This window comes from Streptomyces sp. NBC_01426, assembly GCF_036231985.1.
GTDB lineage: Bacteria > Actinomycetota > Actinomycetes > Streptomycetales > Streptomycetaceae > Streptomyces.
On the sequence record NZ_CP109500.1, the window covers coordinates 6,050,480 to 6,064,881 of the forward strand.

Below are 14,402 nucleotides of genomic sequence, written 5' to 3' on the forward strand. Positions count from 1 at the left end.
GGAGACGTACCAGCATGGCTGCGAACGCCATTGACCAGACCCGCCGGATGCTGTCCCTGGTGACGTATCTGCGCGAACGCCCCGGAGCGCACGTCGCCGACGTCGCGCGCGCCTTCGGGATCACCGAGGACGAGCTGATCTCGGACCTCGACGTGCTGCCCATGTGCGGCACCAGCTTCCGGGGCGGGGACCTCCTCGACATCGACACCGACGGGGAGCGCATCTGGTGGCGCAACCCCGACGCGTCGGGGGAGTCCACCGCCGAGCCGCTGCGGCTGGCCGCCGACGAGGCGACCGCGCTGCTGGTCGCCGCCCGCGCGGTGGCCACCCTGCCGGGGCTGCGCGAGAGCGACCGGGACGCGTTGTTGCGGGCCACCGCCAAGCTGGAGGCCGCGGCGGGCGAGGTGGCCGGGGCGAGCTCCCGGCTGTCGGTGACCTTCGAGTCGGAGGGCGGGGTCTTCGCGGACGTCGACCGGGCGATCGCCGAGCGGCGCCGGGTCCGGCTGCGGTACTACTCGCCCGCGCGGGACGAGCTGACCGACCGCACCGTGGACCCGATCCGGCTGTTCGCGGTGGGTCACACGTACATGGAGGGGTGGTGTCACCTCTCGGAGGCCCGGCGGACCTTCCGGCTGGACCGGGTGGCCGAGATCACGCTCCTGGACGAGCGGTCCGACCCGCCCGCGATCGAGCCGCGCGACCTGTCCGAGGGGCTGGTCCAGCCGGCCGCCGAGGACCCGGAGGTCGTGGTCGAGGTGGGCCCCGGCGGGCGCTGGGTCGCCGAGTACTACCCGCACGACAGCGCCGAGGAGCTGGCGGAGGGCGGTCTGCGGATCACCCTGCGCAGCCCGGACCCCGCCTCGCTGCGCCGGCTGGCGCTGCGGCTGGGCCGGGAGGGGCGCATCGTGTCGCCGCCGGAGCTGGCGGACAGCGCGCGGAAGGCCGCTGGAGAGGCGCTCGCGGGGTACGGGGAACAGGGCTAGGGGGAGCGGGGAGCGATGGCGCCATCTTCGGGGCCGGTGCCGGGGTCCGGCCCGGCGGATTCGGCGGCGGCGCCCGCCGCGGTCACCTTCAAGGCGGGCTGTCCGCAGTGCCGGGCCCGGTTCGAGCTGGGGGCCGGCGCGCTGAGGCTGGCCATCGGGGGCAGTCGGCGGACCACCTTCTACTCCTTCACGTGCCCGGAGTGCGGGGCTTCCGTGCGCAAACCCGCCGGTGAGCGGATCGTGGAGCTGCTGACGGGTGGCGGAGTGAGCACCCTGCGCAGTGTCTGAGCCGGTCGTGGCCTAGGCTCGTCCCATGCTGTGGCCGATGCTCGCAATTGCCCTGGGTTTCCTCGGTGTCGCCGTTCTCGGCGTGCTGGCCGTACGGGTCTTCGTACAGGTCCGGCGGTTGTCCGGCCAGGTGGCCGACGCCAGCCGCCGGATCACCGAGGCCTCGGGCGACCTCGAACGGGCCGCGAGCGACCTGGCCCGCACGGGACGCGCCACACTCCCGTAACCCCTGCCCATGGAAACCGCGGGTCGCGACCCGTACCGTCGGTCCCGTCACCCGTGCGCACGGATGCGGGGAGACGCCGGGGGATTGCCGGGCGTTAACCCCCGGGGGTTACGATCGTTGCAGGAGGGCGTGCCGGATCTTCGTCCGGCGTGACCCGCCACCACAACCAGCCGTTTCGGTGAGTAAGGAAGACACACATGATCGGCAATCTGAAGCCCCTTGAGATCCTTCTGATCATCGCTGTCATCGTGTTGCTGTTCGGTGCCAAGAAGCTCCCCGAGATGGCTCGCTCCCTCGGCAAGTCGGCCCGCATCCTCAAGAGCGAGGCGAAGGCCATGAAGAAGGACGGCGAGCCCGACGACGCGGCCGGCACGGCCACTGCGGCCAACGTCGCCGACCAGGCCGGCGCCCAGCCGGTCGCCCCGCGCACGATCCAGGCCGCGCCCGGTGACGTCACCAGCTCGCGTCCGGTCAACGAGCCGAACCGCACCACCCAGGGCTGACGGCCGACGGCCACACCGGTCACGCCAGTCATCTGCATCGAGACGAGGGACGTGGGTTGCTCAAGTCTGCCCGCAAGCAGGAGAAAGCGGACAAGGACGCCGAAGGGCGCATGCCTCTTGTCGAGCACCTGCGTGAGCTGAGAAACCGCCTGCTGAAGTCGGTCCTGGCGATCATCCTGATCACCGGCGTCGCGGCCTTCTTCTACAAGGACCTCATCGACTTCATGCTGAAGCCGATGCTGGACTCCGTCGGCTGCACCGACGGGGTGGTGTCGCAGCGCAACGGCCGCCCCTGCGCCGACATGACCGTGAACGGCCTCATCGCGCCGTTCTCGATCGCCCTCAAGGTCTCCCTCACCGCGGGCATCGTGCTCTCCGCCCCGGTGTGGCTCTACCAGCTGTGGGCCTTCGTCGCCCCCGGCCTGCACGGCCACGAAAAGAAGTACGCGATCAGCTTCGTCGCGGTCGGCGCGCCGCTCTTCGGCGCCGGCGCGGTCCTCGCGTACAAGATCCTTCCGCAGACCGCGACGATCCTCCTCGAATTCACCCCCGATCACGCGCGCAACCTGCTGCCGGTCGACGACTACCTCGACCTGGTCACGCGGATGGTCGTCGTCTTCGGCCTCGCCTTCGAACTGCCGCTGCTGCTGATCCTGCTGAACTTCACCGGGGTCCTCACCGCGAAGCGACTGGCGAGCTGGTGGCGGGTGATGGTCCTCGGCATCACGGTCTTCTCCGCCTTCGCGACGCCCACCGGTGACCCGCTCACCATGCTGTCGCTGGCCGCCCCGATCGTCGCCCTCTACTTCATCGCGCTCGGCATCTGCCTGATCAACGACCGCAGGCGCCGGCGCAACAACCCCGACGCGGGTCTCGACGACGACGAGGCGGCCGAGCTGGACCTGACCCCCGCCCCCATCGGCGCGGTGGGCTCCGCGCCCGCCCCCTCCGCACTGCCGGAGCAGGCCGACGGCGGACGCCGACAGATCAACGGCTACGACGACGCGACCTGACGGGGGCGCCCCCGGATCCTCGGCGGGGGACGCCCCTCCCGGTACGGGCGCGTGCCATCTGCGCGGACGCGGTGCCCGACGACGGACTGTTCGACGTCACCGTGGTCGGCGACTGCGGCCGGGGCGCCCTGCTCAAGGTGTTCCCGCAGGTCTACAAGGGGACGCATCTCGGCCACCCCAAGGTGTCCGTCCACCGGGCCTCCAAGGTCACCCTGGAGGCCTCCGGCATCACCGCCTACGCGGACGGCGAGCCGCTCGGGCCGCTGCCGGTGACGGCCGAGTGCGCGCCGGCGGCCTTGCGGCTCCTCGCGTAGCGGGTCTCCCGCCGATCGGACCGGGCCCGTTTCCGGCCACCCGTACTCGTCGTAAAGATCGCGACTGTTGTCAGGGCCGGCGGGTAGGCTCGACGACAAGATGACCGAAGAACTCTCACCCGCGGAGCGCTACGCCGCTGCCCGGATCCGCGCCGCCGAAGAGGCCACCGCCCTGGCTCCCTTCCGCGAGATGTACGAATTCGGCCTGGACCCGTACCAGGTCGAGGCATGCAAGGCACTGGAATCCGGGAAGGGCGTCCTCGTCGCCGCGCCGACCGGCTCGGGCAAGACGATCGTCGGCGAGTTCGCCGTGCACCTCGCCCTGCGGCAGGGCCGCAAGTGCTTCTACACCACGCCCATCAAGGCCCTGTCGAACCAGAAGTACGCTGACCTCGTCAAGCGCTACGGCGCCGACAAGGTGGGCCTGCTGACCGGCGACAACAGCGTCAACTCCGAGGCACCCGTGGTCGTCATGACCACCGAGGTGCTCCGCAACATGCTCTACGCGGGCTCCAAGTCGCTGCGCGGCCTCGGCTACGTCGTGATGGACGAAGTGCACTACCTCTCCGACCGGTTCCGCGGAGCCGTCTGGGAGGAGGTCATCATCCACCTCCCCGAGTCGGTGACCCTGGTCTCCCTCTCCGCGACCGTGTCCAACGCCGAGGAGTTCGGCGACTGGCTCGACACCGTGCGCGGCGACACCGAGGTGATCGTCTCCGAGGAGCGGCCCGTCCCGCTGTGGCAGCACGTCATGGCCGGCCGCCGGGTCTACGACCTCTTCGAGGAGGAGTCCGACCACGGCGGCCGCGGCTCCACCCGCCGCGAGGTCAACCCGGACCTGCTGCGCATGGCGCGCGAGGAGAACAGCCGCACGTACAACCCGAAGGACCGGCGGCGCGGCAAGATGGTCCGCGAGGCCGACCGCGAACGCGAGCGACGTTCCCGCAGCCGGATCTGGACCCCGAGCCGGCCCGAGGTCATCGGCCGGCTCGACAACGACGACCTGCTCCCCGCCATCAACTTCATCTTCAGCCGGGCCGGCTGCGAGGCCGCCGTCCAGCAGTGCCTCTACGCCGGGCTGCGGCTCAACGACGAGGCCGGGCGCCTGCGGGTGCGCGAGATCGTCGAGGCGCGGACCGCCACCATCCCCAGCGAGGACCTGCACGTCCTCGGCTACTACGAGTGGCTCGAAGGCCTGGAACGCGGCATCGCCGCCCACCACGCGGGCATGCTGCCGAAGTTCAAGGAGGTCGTCGAGGAACTCTTCGTCCGCGGCCTCGTGAAGGCCGTCTTCGCCACCGAGACCCTCGCGCTGGGCATCAACATGCCCGCCCGCACGGTCATCCTGGAGAAGCTGGTCAAGTGGAACGGCGAACAGCACGCCGACATCACCCCGGGTGAGTACACGCAGCTCACCGGGCGCGCCGGCCGGCGCGGCATCGACGTCGAGGGCCACGCGGTGGTGCTCTGGCAGCGGGGCATGGACCCGGCGGCCCTCGCCGGGCTCGCCGGCACCCGCACCTATCCGCTGCGCTCCAGCTTCAAGCCCTCGTACAACATGGCCGTGAACCTGGTCCAGCAGTTCGGGCGGCACCGCTCGCGCGAACTCCTGGAGACCTCCTTCGCGCAGTTCCAGGCGGACCGCTCGGTCGTCGGCATCTCCAAGCAGGTGCAACGCAACGAGGAGGGACTCCAGGGCTACCAGGAGGGCATGACCTGCCACCTGGGGAACTTCGAGGAGTACGCGCGACTGCGCCGCGACCTCAAGGACCGCGAGACGGAACTCGCCAAGCAGGGCGCGGCGCAGCGTCGGGCGCAGGCCGCCGGATCGCTGGAGAAGCTCAAGCCGGGCGACATCATCCACGTGCCGACCGGCAAGTTCGCCGGGCTGGCGCTGGTCCTCGATCCGGGCGTGCCGGCCGGACGTTCCAACGGGCACCGCGGGCACGAGTACACCGAGGGCCCGCGCCCGCTGGTGCTCACCGCCGAACGCCAGGTCAAGCGGCTCGCCGCCATCGACTTCCCGGTGCCGGTCGAGGCGATCGACCGGATGCGGATCCCGAAGACCTTCAACCCCCGCTCGCCGCAGTCCCGTCGGGACCTGGCGACCGCGCTGCGCAGCAAGGCCGGGCACGTCAACCCGGAGCGTCAGCGGCGCGGCCGCGCGGCCGCCGCCGACGACCGCGAGATCGCCAGGCTGCGCACCGAACTGCGGGCGCACCCCTGCCACGGCTGCGACGAGCGCGAGGACCACGCCCGTTGGGCCGAGCGCTACCACCGGCTCCAGCGGGACACCCAGCAGTTGGAGCGGCGGATCGAGGGGCGGACGAACACCATCGCCCGCACCTTCGACCGGATCCACGCGCTGCTCACCGAGTTGGACTACCTGCGCGAGGACGAGGTCACCGTGCACGGCAAGCGGCTCGCCCGGCTGTACGGGGAGCTCGACCTGCTGGCGTCGGAGTGCCTGCGCGAAGGGGTCTGGGAGGGCCTTTCCCCGGCCGAACTGGCCTCCTGCGTATCTGCGTTGGTGTTCGAGTCGCGGCAGGCCGACGACGCGGTGGCGCCCAAGGTGCCCGGCGGCGCGGCGAAGGCGGCGCTCGGCGAGATGGTCCGGATCTGGGGCCGGCTCGACGCGCTGGAGGAGGAGCACCGCATCAACCAGGCGGAGGGGGTGGGCCAGCGCGAACCGGATCTCGGCTTCGCGTGGGCGGCCTACCAGTGGGCCTCCGACAAGAGCCTGGACGAGGTGCTGCGCGAGGCGGAGATGCCGGCCGGCGACTTCGTGCGCTGGTGCAAGCAGGTCATCGACGTGCTGGGGCAGATCGCCGCCGCGGCCCCGTCGTCCTCGGACAGCGGGAGCACGGTGGCGCGAAACGCCCGTAAGGCCGTGGACGCACTCCTTCGGGGTGTAGTGGCATACAGCTCCATCAGCTAGACACTTTTGGGGCTTCCTCCGAGAGACGGGATGGCCGGATGTCATCTCTTGCCATGATCGATTCGACGTGTGCTGTGCGACGATCGGACGCATGAGTGGGGGAACGGACGAAGGGCCGAGACGGGTCGGTCGGCCTCGCGCCGATCAGCTGAGACCGGAAAGCGGCCGGCCGCCGCGCGAGGAACTCCTGCGCGCGGCGGCCGAGTTGTTCACGGTGCGCGGGTACGGGGCCACCACCACGCGGGCGGTGGCCGAGCGGGCCGGGATGCGCCAGGCCACGATGTACCACTACTTCGGCGGCAAGGAGGAACTCCTCGCCGAACTGCTGGAATCCACGGTGGCGCCCTCACTGGCGCTGGCCCGCCGACTGTCGGCCGAGAGCGGCCGGCCCGCCGCCCGCCGGCTGTGGGAGCTGTGCCGCTCGGACGTGATGCTGCTGTGTGGGGCGCCGTACAACCTGGGCGCGCTGTACCTGCTGCCCGAGGTCGCCGGGGACCGGTTCGCGAGGTTCCACCGGATGCGCGGTGAACTGCGCGACATCTACCTGGAGTTGCTGTACGCGGCCTCGTCCGACACGGAACTCGTCGACGACACGGACGAGTTGACCCTGCGCAACGACCTCGTCTTCGGGCTGATCGAGGGCGTCATGCTCATCCGCCGCTCCGATCCGGCGCGCCCGATGGTCACCTTCGCGGAGGCCGCGGCCGATGCCGCCCTGCGGATCGCCGGGGTCGCGCGCTGAACGCTCGCGCGGGCCGGGCGACGCGGCGGTCGGCGGTCGGTCTGTGTGGCCGTCGGCGCGGCGGCCCGGTCAGGTGCCCGGAGCGGCTCCGGGGTCGGATTCCCAGCCGGCCCGGTCGTCCCAGGCGCGCAGGCTCAGACCGCTCTCCAGGCGATGGGCCGTGCCGGTGACGGGATCGGTGAACTCCAGCTTCCGGGCCAGGAGTTGGAGTGGGCGGCGGTAGTCGGCCGGGTCCGCCGCGGCGGCGACCACCGGATAGACCGGGTCCCCGAGGATCGGCAGGCCCAGGCGGTTCATGTGCACGCGCAGCTGGTGGGTCCGACCGGTGTGCGGGGTCAACCGGTAGCGGCCCAGGTCGCCCCGGACGGCGACGAGCTCGACGCGGCTCTCCGCATTGGGTTCCATGTCCGGGAGTTCCACGGCCGCCATCACCCCGTGGACCTTCTCGATGTGGCTGCGGACGGTCCTCGGCAGCTCCACCGAGGGATCGTGCGGGGCGAGGGCCTCGTACTCCTTGGCGACCTTCCGCAGCTCGAAGAGCGACTGGTACGCGCCGCGGTCCTCGGGACGGATGCTGAACATCACCAGTCCGGCCGTCATCCGGTCCAGCCGGTGCGCCGGGCTCAGCTCCGGCAGGTCCAGCTCCTCGCGCAACCGCGCCAGGGCGGTCTGGGTGACATGGCTGCCGCGCGGGGTCGTCGCCAGGAAGTGCGGCTTGTCCACGACCAGCAGGTGCGCGTCCCGGTGCACGACCCGGATCGGGAAGGGCACCACGGGCTCGGTCGGCATGTCCCGGTGGAACCACAGGAAGCCGCCCGCCTCGTACGGGTCCTCGGGGCGCAGCACCCGCCCGCCGGCGCCGAGCACCCGGCCGTCGCGCAGCAGCCGCGCCATCGACTCGGCGCCGCGGGTCCCCGCGTACCGCGCCGTGAGGTAGCTGCCGAGGTCCGGCCACATCCCCTCCGGGTCAGGGGGGAGCCGCAGTCGTACCGGATCGATGCCGGAGACCTGGGGCAGGGGCGCGGGCGGGATGTTCCGTTTCATCGGGCTCCAGCCTAAGCCGTCCGACGTGGTCGTCCGCCGCTACCGCTCGGTGAAGGTGCCCAGGTGGTCGGCGTCCAGGTACTCGACGCGGAGCGTGCCGTCGGAGAACGTCACCCCGGTACGGCCCACGGCGTTCTCGCCGACGGTCTCGAAGCTGAACACGTCGCCGTCGTAGTGGGTGAGCGGGAAGCGCAGGGGCTTCGGCCCGAGGGCGAGGGTCAGCCCGTCGCCGTCCGGGTTCGCGGTGACGGTGGCCTTGCCGTAGTAGGGGTTGTCGTACGTCCCGGTGTACGCGCCGTCCTCCCGGGTGGGCTTCGCGCCGGCCGGCGGGTGGGCGTAGTCGGTGGGGGAGCGGCCCGCGGCCTCCATCTGCGCGTACAGCGCCCCGGTCAGGCCCAGCCAGTCGGTGGTGGCCTTGCCGTGCTCGGCGAAGTCGAAGAAGTCCAGGGCGACGGCGTCGGCGAGACCGACCGGGGCGCCGTTGGTCAGGACGACGATCCCGAGCCGTTCCAGCGGAAGCATCGTCACGTTGGTGTTCGCGCCGAGCTCGAAGGCGCCCGAGTGACTCAGGCGCAGTCGACCGGCCTGGTCGTAGGAGACGTTCCAGCCGAGACCGTAGAAGCCGGTCGTCGCGGTGGGCGTGGCGGGCGGCTGCGAGACGATCTCGGGGACATGGGTGCGGGCCAGGGTGTCCTGCGGGACGATGCGCCGGCCGTCCAGGGTGCCTTCGGCCAGTTGGAGGCGCAGCCAGCGGGACATGTCACGGGCCGTCGAACTGACCCCGCCCGCCGGGGACTGGGCGTCCGGGTCGCGGACGAAGCGCGGGCTCCAGGTGCCCTCGGGATTCCGCACGTGGGTGACGGCCTTGTCCGTCGCCCGCTCGAAGGCGGCGAACTCCGTGCTGGTGCGCGTCATGCCCGCCGGCTTGAAGAGGGTGTCCTGGGCGAGCTTCTGCCAACTGGTGCCGTGGGCCCGGGCGATGGCCTCGGCGGCGGCCGTCAACCCGAAGTTGGTGTACGCGTAGCTCGCGCGGAAGGGGGTGAGGGGCAGCAGACGCAGGTGGTCGAGGATGTACGGCCGGTCGTAGCCGAGGTCTTCGAGGAGATCGCCCGCGTGGTCGGGGAGGCCGCTGCGGTGCGAGAACAGGTCGGCCGTGGTGACGTGCCCGGTGACCCAGGGGTCCTTGAGGGAGAAGCCGGGGAGCGGGACGTGCCTGTCCCATGCGTCGGGGGAGGTCAGGGCGCCGGCCACCACCGTGGAGGAGACCGGCTTGGAGAGGGAGGCGATCTGGAAGACCGTGTCGGGGTCGACCCGCGCGCTCTCGCCGGTCCGGCGCAGCCCGAAACCCTTGAGGTGGACGACCTCGTCGTCGTGGACGACGGCCACGGACACCCCGGGGACACCGGTGCGCTTCATCATGGCCGTGACGGTCGCGTCGAGACGGTCCACCGCCTTGTCGACGGCGGCGTCCGTGAGTCGGGGCTGCGGCGTCGGAGGGGCCGGTGCGGCCGTCGCTCCGGCGGTGGCCGCGGCGGTCAGCATCATGGCAGCCCCTGCCGAGCCGAGCGCGCGGAGCGTACGCATGGGGTCATTGTCCCGCCGGACGGGCGGGGGCGCGCGGTGGCCTGTGGCCGGCCCTTGGGGGGTGGGTGGTTCGGCATGCGGAGTGGTTGCGCGGGGCCGGTTCGGCGCGGCGCCGTTGCGCGGAGCGGCCCCGGCTGCGCCGGGCTTTCGGGGCTCCGCCCCGGGCCCCGCGCCTCAAACGCCGGCGGGGCTGGAAGGGGCCGGGGTCCGGCGGGGCTGGATGGGCCGGGGTCCGCTCGGTCAGACCGTGGCGGGGGTGGGGAGTTCCTGTTCGGCTTCCACCTTCGCGTTCCAGTCGCGCTTGATCGCGCGCCAGCCCTCGTCGGTCTCGCCCAGGCGCCAGTAGCCGGAGATGGAGAGACGTTCCCTCGGGATGCCGCGTTCGACGCGCAGGTGGCGGCGGAGCTCCTTCACGAAGCCCGCCTCGCCGTGGACGAACGCGTGGACGTCGGCGGAGGGGAACCGCAGGGAGGAGACCGCCTCGACCAGGGCCTCGCCGACGGGGCGGTTCCCGCGGTGCAGCCAGATCGGGACGACTCCGTCGGGGGTGGCGATCTTCTGCTCGTCGTCCGGGCCGTCGATCTCGATGAAGGCGTGCACGACGGCCCCGGCCGGCATCCGCTCCATCGTCGCGGCGATCGCCGGCAGGGCGCTCTCGTCGCCCGCGAGGAGGTGCCAGCCCGCGTCCTCGGCCGGGGCGTAGGCGCCGCCCGGCCCGAGGAAGCGGACGAGTTCGCCCGGCTGGACCCGGGCGGCCCAAGGGCCGGCCAGACCCTCGTCGCCGTGGACGACGAAGTCCAAGGTCAGCTCGCGGTGCGTCGGGTCCCAAGAGCGCACCGTGTACGCGCGCTGGCGCGGCCACTCCGCGCTGGGGTGCGCCGCCCGGATCCGGTCCAGGTCCCACGGCACCGTGTACGTGACGCCGTCGGGGGCGAACAGGAGTTTGACGTAGTGGTCGGTGAACTCGCCCGCGCCGAAACCGGCCAGGCCCGCACCGCCCAGCACGATGCGCACCATGTGCGGCGTGAGCCGTTCGGTGTGTACGACGACGGCGGTGCCGACGGTGCGGGCGCGTCCTTCTGCCACGGCGTCTCCCCTGACTCCCCAGAAACTTAGGATTACCTAAGTTAGCACCTCAGGAGCGCAGCGCGCCTCCCAGGCGCGATACGGCTCCACCAAGACCCCACCGGTGGGCCAGCGCGTCGACCATCTCCGGATCCGCCGCGGCCGCCGGGAGCGCGGGGTCGAAGGCGGGCAGCGGCACGTCCGAGGCGACCTGGACCACCTTCGGGGCGACCGCCAGATACGGCCGGGATTCATCCAGCCGCCGCCGCTGGGTGGGGGTGAGGCCCGACGTCGGGTCGTCGATCGCGGCGATGATCCCCGCGAGGTTCCCGTACGCGTCCAACAGCTTGGCCGCCGTCTTCTCGCCGATCCCCGGCACGCCCGGCAGGCCGTCGCTCGGATCGCCGCGCAGCAGCGCCAGGTCCGCGTACCCGGGGCCGTCCACCCCGTACTTCTCGCGCAGCCAGGCCTCGTCCGTGACCTGGAGGGTGCCGACGCCCTTGAGCGGGTACAGCACGCGGCGCCGCTTGGCGTCGTCCACCAGCTGGTAGAGGTCCCGGTCGCCGGTGACGATGTCCACCGGGCCGGTCGCCCGCGCCGTCAAGGTGCCGATGACGTCATCGGCCTCGTAGTCGGCGACCCCCACCCGGGCGATCCCGAACGCGTCCAGCGCCGCCTCGATGATCGGCACCTGCGGGGCGAGGGTGTCCGGGGTCTCCTCCACGTCCGGTCCGGTCTCGGTCTCCCGCGCCACCCGGTGGGCCTTGTAGGACGGGATCAGTTCCACCCGCCAGTGCGGTCGCCAATCGGCGTCCATGCAGGCCACCAGGTCGTCGGGGCGGTGGTCCTGGACCAGCCGGCCGATGAAGTCGAGCAGCCCGCGCACGGCGTTGACCGGGGTGCCGTCGGGGGCCTTCACGGAGTCCGGCACACCGAAGTAGGCGCGGTAGTAGAGGGAGGCGGTGTCCAGGAGCATCAGGCGTCGTGTCGTCACGCTGACGATGATGCCGCAGCCGTCCGACGGCCCGCGGCCGAGGACGGGTCGAGCCGTGCACGCGAATCCGGGGGCGGTTGCTGCGTAAGGTGCTTACAGCACACCGATGTGCGTCCGACGGACAAGGGGAGGGCAGCCCCGCCATGAACGACAAGGACGGCAAGGTCGACACGGACGGCAAGGACGAGAAGGACAAGGACAAGGACGCCAAGGACCAACCGCTCCGGGTGGGCGTGGCCGTGCGCAAGCGGCGCCGCGCGCTCCAGCTCACCCTCGCCGCGGTGTCGGGGCGCAGCGGCCTGTCCGTCCCCTTCCTCAGCCAGATAGAGAACGAGCGCGCCCGACCCAGCATGCGCTCCCTGGAACGGGTCGCCGACGCGCTGGAGACCACGGCCGTGGAACTGCTGGCCGCCTCCGACACCGCGCGCACGGTGGACCTCGTACGGGCCGGCGACGACTCCGCCCTCACCCCGATCCAGGGCGTCCGTCCGCTCGTGCGCGGGCACCACCAACTGCACGCGCTGGAGTTCACCGGGGACCAGGACGCGGGCCGGGAGTACCAGCACCGCAACGACGAACTGATGTACGTGGTCGCGGGCGCCTGCCAGGTGGAGGCCGAGGGGCGGGCGTACCGGCTGGAGAGCGGTGACGCGCTGTTCCTGTCCGGCGGGGTGCGCCACCGCTGGCGGGCCGTCACCGAGGACACCCGGATCCTGGTCGTGGCGGTGGGCGAGCACATCCACGCCACCTCCGAGCCGCCGTCCCCGGGGCGCTGAAGCCGGTGGGCGTGTCCCGCGGGATCTCGCGTGTCGTCTCGCTCGTGCCCTCGCTGACCGAGGCCGTGGCCGTGAGCGCGCCCGGACGCCTGGTGGGGGTCACGGACTGGTGCACGCACCCCGCCGACCTCGACGAGGCGGGCGTGGTGCGGATCGGGGGGACCAAGAACCCCGACGTGGCCAGGATCGTCGCGCTGCGCCCGGACCTGGTGATCGCCAACGAGGAGGAGAACCGGGCGCCGGACCTGGCCGCGCTGCGGGCCGCCGGGGTGCCCGTGGCCGTCACCGAGATCCGCGACCTCCCGCAGGCGCTGCGCGAACTGGACCGGCTGCTGGTCGGGACGCTGGGCCTGGCCCGGCCGCGGTGGTTGACGGACGCGGAGGCCGCGTGGGCGAGGGTGGAGCCCGTGGGGCACCGGACGGCCATCGTGCCGGTGTGGCGCAGGCCCTGGATGGTGCTGGGGCGGGACACCTTCGCCGGGGACCTGCTGGCCCGGCTCGGGGTGCGCAACGAGTACGCGGGACACGCGGAGCGGTACCCGCGGGTGCCGGTCGAGGACCTGGCCGGGGCCGGCTGCGATCTGGTGGTGCTGCCCGACGAGCCGTACCGCTTCACCGCGTCCGACGGGCCCGAGGCCTTCCCCGCTCTGCCCGCCGCGCTGATCAGTGGACGGCACCTGACCTGGTACGGGCCCTCCCTGGCCGAGGCGCCGGACGTACTGGCGAGGGCCCTGCGCGCCGCGCGCTGACCGGCCGGGCCGGGCTCAGCGCGGGGCGCGGAGCAGGCGGCCGGAGTACAGGCCGCGCAGCGTGTGGACCGCGGCCGCGGCCCAGGCGATCAGCAGGACCAGGAACAGGGCCGCGGCCAGCCAGGCGAAGGCGGTCAGCCCGGTGTGGCGGGCCAGGCCGGCGGCGCCGGTGACACAGGTGCCGACCGGGAAGGTCAGGGCCCACCAGGTCATCGCGAAGCCCATGCCGCCGCGGGCGGCCCGGACCAGCATCGCCGCGGCCAGGGCCAGCCACAGCAGGGCGAAGCCCATGACGGGGACCCCGTAGACGACGGCGAAGGCCCCGAGGGCGCCCGCGTACGGGGCGCCGATCGCCCCGGGGGCCATGTCCGCGAGCTGGTTGACGGCGGTGGTGGACTGGCCGAGGGGACCCAGGACCAGGAACAGGGTCGGGGTCAGCAACAGCGGCAGCGGACCGCTCGTGATCAGTCGGCCGAGGATCAACGGCAGCATCAGCAGGGTGGCCAGCAGACTGAGGCCGAAGAGCGCGTAACAGCCCAGCAGCATGGCCTCGCGGGCCTGCCCGGCGGGCAGATGGGGTATCAGCAGGGGGCCCAGCGCGGCGGAGACCATCGGGGCGACCAGGGGGAGCAGCCACACGGGGGTGGCTTGCCCTGCCTCGACCTTGTGACGCACCACCATCAGGTACGGGACGAGCACCGCCATCAGCAGGCCGATCGCCGTGCCGGCGGTGAACAGCACGGCGTCCACGGCGACGGCCGCCTCCGTCCCGATCAGGTCCTTGCCCACGATCAGGGTGCCGCCGCCCACCGCCAGCAGCGCCATCGACAGACACCCGTAGAACGGGGCGACGGCCGGCTCCAGCAGATGGGCGCGGGCCTGGTCGCGGTGGTACAGCCAGTGCCCGGCCCGGGCCGTGAGCAGCACGACCAGGGCCGCGGCCGACAGCGCCCAGACGAGTTGGCAGGCCACGCGCTGCCCGGGGAACTGGTAGGGCAGGGTCGCGCCGGCGTTGGCGATGATCGCCGTACCCATGACCGAGGCGTACCAGTTCGGGCCGAGGTGCCGGAGCGCGGGGGCCTTGTGGGCCCGGGGTGCGGGAGCGGCGGTGGTGCGGGGACGTACGAGGGTGGTGGCCATGGGTCCAGCGTCGTGCCGGGCGGGACCGACCGGCAGAGGTCGC

Annotated in this window: 14 protein-coding genes and 1 pseudogene; 10 read left to right on the top strand and 5 right to left on the bottom strand. The window is 72.4% G+C overall.

All coding sequences use genetic code 11. The features are described 5' to 3' along the window. The first annotated feature begins 14 nt into the window (after positions 1–14). The 8 genes and pseudogenes from OG906_RS26900 (at position 15) to OG906_RS26935 (ending at position 7,007) form a co-directional block, all read left to right on the top strand. Positions 15–983 carry a helix-turn-helix transcriptional regulator gene (locus OG906_RS26900; RefSeq protein WP_267799939.1) on the top strand — a complete coding sequence of 323 codons (969 nt, stop codon included), beginning with the start codon at positions 15–17 and terminating at the stop codon, positions 981–983. Positions 984–998: 15 nt separating this feature from the next. Continuing rightward, on the top strand, positions 999–1,271 hold the full coding sequence (locus tag OG906_RS26905) for a hypothetical protein (RefSeq protein WP_267829581.1): 273 nt from the start codon (positions 999–1,001) through the stop codon (positions 1,269–1,271). A gap of 25 nt (positions 1,272–1,296) precedes the next feature. Further along, a complete protein-coding gene (locus tag OG906_RS26910; protein ID WP_266972279.1) occupies positions 1,297–1,497 on the top strand; it encodes a hypothetical protein in 201 nt (66 codons plus the stop codon). A gap of 197 nt (positions 1,498–1,694) precedes the next feature. Continuing rightward, positions 1,695–2,000 (top strand): Sec-independent protein translocase subunit TatA, encoded by a 306-nt coding sequence (tatA, locus tag OG906_RS26915; RefSeq protein ID WP_267799941.1) that lies wholly within the window; start codon positions 1,695–1,697, stop codon positions 1,998–2,000. Positions 2,001–2,056: 56 nt separating this feature from the next. Then, positions 2,057–3,013, top strand: a complete 957-nt coding sequence (gene tatC, locus OG906_RS26920) for a twin-arginine translocase subunit TatC (protein WP_267799942.1) — start codon at positions 2,057–2,059, stop codon at positions 3,011–3,013. Between the two features lie 56 nt (positions 3,014–3,069). Beyond that, positions 3,070–3,327, top strand: a pseudogene (locus OG906_RS26925) (sphingosine kinase); the annotation flags it as partial. Positions 3,328–3,427: 100 nt separating this feature from the next. Beyond that, entirely contained in the window at positions 3,428–6,265 is a 2,838-nt protein-coding gene (locus OG906_RS26930) for a DEAD/DEAH box helicase (protein WP_329446441.1), read from the top strand. Between the two features lie 91 nt (positions 6,266–6,356). Continuing rightward, the gene (locus tag OG906_RS26935; RefSeq protein ID WP_329446443.1) at positions 6,357–7,007 is read left to right on the top strand and encodes a TetR/AcrR family transcriptional regulator; all 651 of its coding nucleotides are present in this window, start codon (positions 6,357–6,359) and stop codon (positions 7,005–7,007) included. Positions 7,008–7,076: 69 nt separating this feature from the next. On the opposite strand, the gene OG906_RS26940 is transcribed toward OG906_RS26935, so the two are convergent. The 4 genes from OG906_RS26940 to OG906_RS26955 form a co-directional block, all read right to left on the bottom strand. Further along, on the bottom strand, positions 7,077–8,051 hold the full coding sequence (locus OG906_RS26940) for a pseudouridine synthase (RefSeq protein ID WP_329446445.1): 975 nt from the start codon (positions 8,049–8,051) through the stop codon (positions 7,077–7,079). Positions 8,052–8,090: 39 nt separating this feature from the next. Continuing rightward, complete coding sequence (locus OG906_RS26945) at positions 8,091–9,635, bottom strand: serine hydrolase (protein ID WP_329446447.1); 1,545 nt, start codon at positions 9,633–9,635, stop codon at positions 8,091–8,093. Positions 9,636–9,875: 240 nt separating this feature from the next. Further along, positions 9,876–10,721: a siderophore-interacting protein gene (locus OG906_RS26950; protein WP_329446449.1), complete on the bottom strand. Its 846-nt coding sequence runs from the start codon at positions 10,719–10,721 to the stop codon at positions 9,876–9,878. A gap of 49 nt (positions 10,722–10,770) precedes the next feature. Next, on the bottom strand, positions 10,771–11,676 hold the full coding sequence (locus tag OG906_RS26955; protein WP_267799978.1) for a 5'-3' exonuclease: 906 nt from the start codon (positions 11,674–11,676) through the stop codon (positions 10,771–10,773). A gap of 161 nt (positions 11,677–11,837) precedes the next feature. Between OG906_RS26955 and OG906_RS26960 the strand changes: the two genes are divergently transcribed. Further along, on the top strand, positions 11,838–12,470 hold the full coding sequence (locus OG906_RS26960; protein ID WP_329446451.1) for a helix-turn-helix domain-containing protein: 633 nt from the start codon (positions 11,838–11,840) through the stop codon (positions 12,468–12,470). Between the two features lie 5 nt (positions 12,471–12,475). Beyond that, positions 12,476–13,219: a helical backbone metal receptor gene (locus OG906_RS26965; protein WP_329446453.1), complete on the top strand. Its 744-nt coding sequence runs from the start codon at positions 12,476–12,478 to the stop codon at positions 13,217–13,219. 15 nt (positions 13,220–13,234) lie between these two features. Here the strand turns inward: OG906_RS26965 and OG906_RS26970 are convergent, their stop codons facing one another. Next, positions 13,235–14,359, bottom strand: coding sequence for a TDT family transporter (locus OG906_RS26970; protein ID WP_329446455.1), 1,125 nt, complete (start codon positions 14,357–14,359; stop codon positions 13,235–13,237). Positions 14,360–14,402: the final 43 nt, after the last annotated feature.

What these genes read in the sequence shown, in the direction of transcription:
- OG906_RS26900 (WP_267799939.1), top strand. Translation starts at nt 15, where the DNA reads ATGGCTGCGAACGCCATTGACCAGACCCGCCGGATGCTGTCCCTGGTG.
- OG906_RS26905 (WP_267829581.1), top strand. Translation starts at nt 999, where the DNA reads ATGGCGCCATCTTCGGGGCCGGTGCCGGGGTCCGGCCCGGCGGATTCG.
- OG906_RS26910 (WP_266972279.1), top strand. Translation starts at nt 1,297, where the DNA reads ATGCTGTGGCCGATGCTCGCAATTGCCCTGGGTTTCCTCGGTGTCGCC.
- tatA (WP_267799941.1), top strand. Translation starts at nt 1,695, where the DNA reads ATGATCGGCAATCTGAAGCCCCTTGAGATCCTTCTGATCATCGCTGTC.
- OG906_RS26930 (WP_329446441.1), top strand. Translation starts at nt 3,428, where the DNA reads ATGACCGAAGAACTCTCACCCGCGGAGCGCTACGCCGCTGCCCGGATC.
- OG906_RS26935 (WP_329446443.1), top strand. Translation starts at nt 6,357, where the DNA reads ATGAGTGGGGGAACGGACGAAGGGCCGAGACGGGTCGGTCGGCCTCGC.
- OG906_RS26940 (WP_329446445.1), bottom strand. Translation starts at nt 8,051, where the DNA reads ATGAAACGGAACATCCCGCCCGCGCCCCTGCCCCAGGTCTCCGGCATC.
- OG906_RS26945 (WP_329446447.1), bottom strand. Translation starts at nt 9,635, where the DNA reads ATGCGTACGCTCCGCGCGCTCGGCTCGGCAGGGGCTGCCATGATGCTG.
- OG906_RS26955 (WP_267799978.1), bottom strand. Translation starts at nt 11,676, where the DNA reads ATGCTCCTGGACACCGCCTCCCTCTACTACCGCGCCTACTTCGGTGTG.
- OG906_RS26960 (WP_329446451.1), top strand. Translation starts at nt 11,838, where the DNA reads ATGAACGACAAGGACGGCAAGGTCGACACGGACGGCAAGGACGAGAAG.
- OG906_RS26970 (WP_329446455.1), bottom strand. Translation starts at nt 14,359, where the DNA reads ATGGCCACCACCCTCGTACGTCCCCGCACCACCGCCGCTCCCGCACCC.